The 5,187-nt window shown below is 61.2% G+C and carries 4 protein-coding genes; all 4 read right to left on the bottom strand.

Annotated elements, in window-relative coordinates; translation table 11 throughout:
- On the bottom strand, window positions 1-951 hold a 951-nt coding region (locus EN939_RS19945), incomplete at its 3' end, for an ABC transporter ATP-binding protein (RefSeq protein WP_164751094.1).
- 67 nt (window positions 952-1,018) lie between these two features.
- Window positions 1,019-2,176, bottom strand: coding sequence for an ABC transporter permease (locus EN939_RS19940; protein WP_127269357.1), 1,158 nt, complete (start codon window positions 2,174-2,176; stop codon window positions 1,019-1,021).
- 12 nt (window positions 2,177-2,188) lie between these two features.
- A complete protein-coding gene (locus tag EN939_RS19935) occupies window positions 2,189-3,223 on the bottom strand; it encodes an ABC transporter permease (RefSeq protein WP_127269356.1) in 1,035 nt (344 codons plus the stop codon).
- Window positions 3,224-3,449: 226 nt separating this feature from the next.
- Window positions 3,450-5,102, bottom strand: a complete 1,653-nt coding sequence (locus EN939_RS19930; protein ID WP_127269355.1) for an ABC transporter substrate-binding protein — start codon at window positions 5,100-5,102, stop codon at window positions 3,450-3,452.
- Window positions 5,103-5,187 lie beyond the last annotated feature (85 nt).

Below are 5,187 nucleotides of genomic sequence, written 5' to 3'. Positions count from 1 at the left end.
GCAGACGCCCTCCACGAAATGGTGGCAGCGCGGGCCGAAATTGCAGCCCTTGGGCCGCTCGTGCGGTAGCGGCAGCTGCCCGGGAATCGAGATCAGCGGCCGTGAATTCTTGTCGGCGCCGGGCAGCGGGATCGAGCGGAACAGCCCTTGCGTATAGGGATGGCGCATCCTGTCGAAGACATCCTTGATCTTGCCGGTCTCCACCGCCTCGCCCGAATACATCACCGTGATGCGGTCGCAGGTTTCGAGGATCAGGCCGAGATTGTGCGACACGAAGATCATCGACGTGCCGAACTTCTCGCCCAGCCCCTTGACCAGGTCGACGATGCCCGCCTCCACCGTCACGTCGAGCGCCGTCGTCGGCTCGTCGAGCAAAAGCAGCGCCGGCTTCGACAGCAGCGCCATGGCGATGACGATGCGCTGTTGCTGGCCGCCCGAAAGCTGGTGCGGATAGGAGCGCATCATACGCTCGGGGTCCGGCAGCTTGACCGAGCGCACCATTTCGAGCGCGCGCTTATAGGCCTCTTCCTTCGACACCTTGTCGTGGATCAGCGGCACTTCCATCAATTGCTGGCCGACCTTCATCGCCGGGTTCAGGCTCGCCATCGGCTCCTGGTAGATCATCGCGATCTTGTTGCCGCGAATGGAGCGCAACTCCTCGTCGGAGAGCTCGCCCATGTCCTTGCCCTGAAACTTGATCTTGCCGCCGACGATTTTTCCGATGTTGGAGAGGTCGCGCATGATGCCGAGCGACACGGTCGACTTGCCGCAGCCGGATTCGCCGACGATGCCCATCGCCTCCCCCGGCATGACGGTGCAGGAAAAATCCATGACGGCCGGGATCTCGCCCTTGCGGGTGAAGAAGGAGATCGACAGGTTCTCGATCTCGATGATCGGCGCGTTGGCCGGCCCATTGGTTGGCGTGGCGGGATTTCGAACTGCCTCGTTCATGGGTCGCTCCAATCCTGGTTCTTTCGGGCCTGTTTCTCTCAGGCGCATCGGGTCGAAACCCGCGAGATCAGTCTTTCATCGATTGTTCGCGCAGCGAGTCGGCGAGCAGGTTCAAGCCCAGCACGAACGACATCAGTGCGATCGTCGGCGGCAACGCTGGGTGGATGAAGGAGCGCAGCAGGCGGCTGGCGTCCTTGATCGCGGTGCCCCAGTCCGGACTTTCCGGCGCCAGGCCAAGGCCGAAATAACCGAGCGTGCCGAGCAGGATGGTGGTGTAGCCGATGCGCAGGCAGGCGTCGACGATCAGTGGCCCGCGCGCATTGGGCAGGATCTCCCACAGCATGATGTACCAGGGCGATTCACCGCGTGTCTGCGCCGCCGCCACATAATCGCGCGTCTTGATGTCCATCACCAGGCCACGCACGATGCGAAACACGCCGGGGCTGGAGGCGAACACCACCGCCACGAAGATGTTGAGCTGGTTGGGGTCGATATGCACGATCTTCAGCGGATCGGCGTCGAAGACCAGGCCGGCATAGATCCAGCCGCCGAGGATCAGGGTGATGCCGAGCAGGATGTATAGCCGGTCGGGCCGGTTCTTGTAGCGGGTCCAGAACAGCACGCTGAAGAAGATGATCGGGAACAGGAAGAACACGCCGGCCATGCCATAGGGGATCGGCGTATCCATGATGCCCGGCGTCACCAAAAGATAGAACAGCAGGATGACCGGGAAGGCCAGCACGAGATTGGCCAGGAACGACAGCACGGTGTCGATCTTGCCGCCGTAATAGCCGGCGGGCAGGCCGAGCGTGATGCCGACCATCAGCGCGAAGCCGGTCGCGGCAGGCGCGATGATCAACACGATCTGGCTGCCATAGACCATGCGCGAAAACACGTCGCGCGCCAGCTTGTCGCCGCCGAACAGATAGGTCAGCCCCGATTTCGGTTCGACGGCGCCCGGCAGCACATCCTTCATGATGGGAATCTGGGCCAGCGGGTCGAAGGGCGAAATGGTCGCGGCGAAGATCGCCGTGAACAGCCAGAACAGGCAGATGCCGACGCCGACGATGCCGACACCGCTGTCGAACAGCTGGCCGTAGAGCGCCAGCTTCTTCTTGTAGGTGAAGCTCGCGCCCATGACGATGACGAGTGCGATCCAGACCGGCCAGAAGCGCGACAGCACTTCGAGAACGATGGTGAAGCCACTGATATATTGAACCGGCATCCGCTTCGCTCCCTACTGAACTCTGATACGCGGATTGAGAAATGCGTAGCCGACATCGGAAATGAGCTGCGTGATCAGGACGATGAACACCGAGACCAGCGAGCAGCCGAGCAAAAGGTCGATGTCGTTGTTGCCGGCCGCCTCGACCAGCGTGTAGCCGAAGCCCTGATAGCGAAACATCACCTCGACGATGACGACGCCGGTGAGCAGCCATGGGAATTGCAGCATGATGACGGTGAACGGTGCGATCAGCGCGTTGCGCAAGGCATGTTTGACCACGACGCTGCCGAAGGAAAGGCCCTTCAATCTGGCGGTGCGGATATATTGCTGCGTCATCACTTCGACCATCGAAGCACGCGTCATCCTCGCAATATAGCCGATGCCGTAGATCGCCAGCGTCATTACCGGCAAAGTGAAATTATAGAAGGTGATGCCCTGGCTGGCCGAAGCCGCCGAGCCGTTCAGCCAGCCTAGCCATGAGGCGAAGATGACGGTGAAGATGACGCCCGACACATATTCAGGCGTCGCCGTCGAAGCGATCGACGCCACGGACAGCACCCGGTCGGTTCGCGACCCCTCGCGCATGCCGGCCATAATGCCGATCAGCAGCGAGATCGGCACCATCACCACCAGCACCCAGAACATCAGGATGCCCGTGGCGCCGAGTGCCGGAAACAGCTTTGAGGCGACGGTCGCCTTGAACTTGGTCGAGCAGCCGAAATCGCCCTGGAAAACGCCGGCGAAGGTCGGCACGAGCGGATCATTGCAGAAGGAGAAACGCTGCGCCGGTTTGCCGGTCGCCGGGTCTGTCACAGGTTGCTTGGGCACCACGCCCAGCCACTGCCCATAGCGGACGAAGAAGTTCTGCCGATAGCCGTGGTTGACCAGCCAGCTCTCGAGCTGCTCGGCCGACGTATGCATTTCGGTCTGGCTGATCGCCAGCTTCTTCAGATTGGGTTCGAGGTTGATCAGGAAGAAGACGACCATGGTCAAGCACAGCATCGTCAATGCCATGGTGCCAAGACGCCTGATAACGAAGGAAAGCATGGCGGCCCCCTGCCGATGGGTTGGGGTTTGAGCCGGCTATGAAAGCCAACCCTGCCGTGACCGGCGGAGCTGGCTGTCAAACAGGCCTTCGGATGCGATCAACCCTGTTTTGTTGCACGGCCTTGCCCGCGAGTCCGTAACTTTTTTGAGAAAGCGCGGACCAACGGGGACGGACGATGCAAAGAGCGGGAGAAGGGAGCGAGCCCCTTCCCCCATGTCGATGCGATCAAGCCTGTTCGAGCCAGACCTTGCCGTAGTCGCGCTCGAAGGTCGGGTGCATCTTGTAGTTCTGCACCGCCTTGACCGAGTGGCTGTAGAGTTTGCGCCAGTACGGCTGAATCATGATGCCGGAATCCTGCAGGATCTGCTCGATGTCCTTCATCATTTCCTTGCGCTTGGCGGCGTCGGCAACGGCGAGCGCCGCATTGAGCTTGGCGTCCCATTCCGGATTCGACCAGCCGGCCTCGTTCCAGGCCTCGCCGGTGCGATAGGCGATGGCCAGAACCTGGACGCCGAGCGGGCGCATGTTCCAGTTGGTCATCGACAGCGGATACTTCGTCCAGTCGTTCCAGAACGTCGAACCCGGCAGAACGGTGCGCTTCACCTTGATGCCGGCGTCGCGCAGCTGGGCGGCGATCGCATCGCCGGTGTTCTTGTGCCAGTCTTCGTCGACCGTGATCAGCTCGTGTTCGAAGTCGGCCTGGCCGGCTTCCGCCATCAGCGCCTTCGCCTTGGCCGGATCACGGGCAACCTTGGGCAGCTCGTAATATTCCGGATGGATCGAGCAGACATGGTGGTTTTCGGCGACCGAGCCGGCGTTGCCGTAGCCGAGCTGCAAGACGACATTGTTGTCGACCGCAAGCTGCAGCGCGTTGCGCACCTTCTGGTCGCCATAGGGCTTGTTGTTGACGTTGGTGCGGCAGACGATGGTCGACGCGGTGACGATTTCCGACTTCACCAGGTCCATGCCGTCGAGGATCGACACGTAGTCGGCCGAAGTCTCGAAATTGGTATGCACTTCGCCGGCTTCGAAAGCGCTGACCATGGCTGCTGGATCGGTGCCGTAGTCGATGAATTCCAGGCCGTCGAGGAACACTTCGCCGTCCCACCACTTGTCGTCGGTGCGGCGCTTGTAGACCACCTTCTGACCGACATCGTAGGAGACGAGTTCGAACGGACCGGTGCCGATCGGGCAGGCCTTGAAGTCGCCGCCCTTCTCATCGAAGGTCTTGTGGACGATGAGGCCGGGATAGTCGCACATGTTCGGAATCAGCGCGATGTCCGGCTTGGTGAGCTTCAGCACGACCGTGTGGTCGTCCGGCATGGTCACGGCGCTTTCGTCGAGCTTGTCGTCCTTGACCAGCGAGCCAAGACGGCCGGGCATGGAATTGCCTTCGGCTTTCTTGTCGGCCCAACGCTTCAGGTTGAAGACGACGTCGGCGGCGGTGAAGGCATCGCCATTCGACCAGGTGACGCCCTTGCGCACATGCAGCGTGTACTGCGTGGCATCGTCGTTGACGTCCCAGCTTTCCAGCAGATAGGGGCGGAACGTGTATTCGGACGTGTACTTGACCAGCGGCTCGAGCGCCTGGCGCTCGGCATTGGCGATTTCCGACCAGTCGGCCTTGCGCGGGTCCTTGGGATCCTTGATCCACTGGGCGATCTTCAGCGTGCCGCCCTTCTTGCCCTTTACCTCTTCGGCCTTCGCCGGCGTCGGATCGGCGAGGCCGAGCAAGCCGTAAGCCATTGCCGTCGATGCGCCGAAGACGCTGGCCATGGCCAGGAATTCGCGGCGGTCCACCTTGCCTGCCTTGGCTTCTTCGGCCATGGCCAGGATGTGATCCGGAACGCGATCGCCATTACTCTTGTAAATTGTCATGACTTAACTCCCATTGTTGGCTTTCCGCCTTTTAACATTCCGCATCCAGGCCATGATGTCAAAGACGGCGTGGATTGAGAACATG

The organism is Mesorhizobium sp. M7A.F.Ca.CA.002.05.1.1 (assembly GCF_003998335.1).
GTDB lineage: Bacteria > Pseudomonadota > Alphaproteobacteria > Rhizobiales > Rhizobiaceae > Mesorhizobium.
This window is presented reverse-complemented; position numbering and strand designations above follow the sequence as displayed.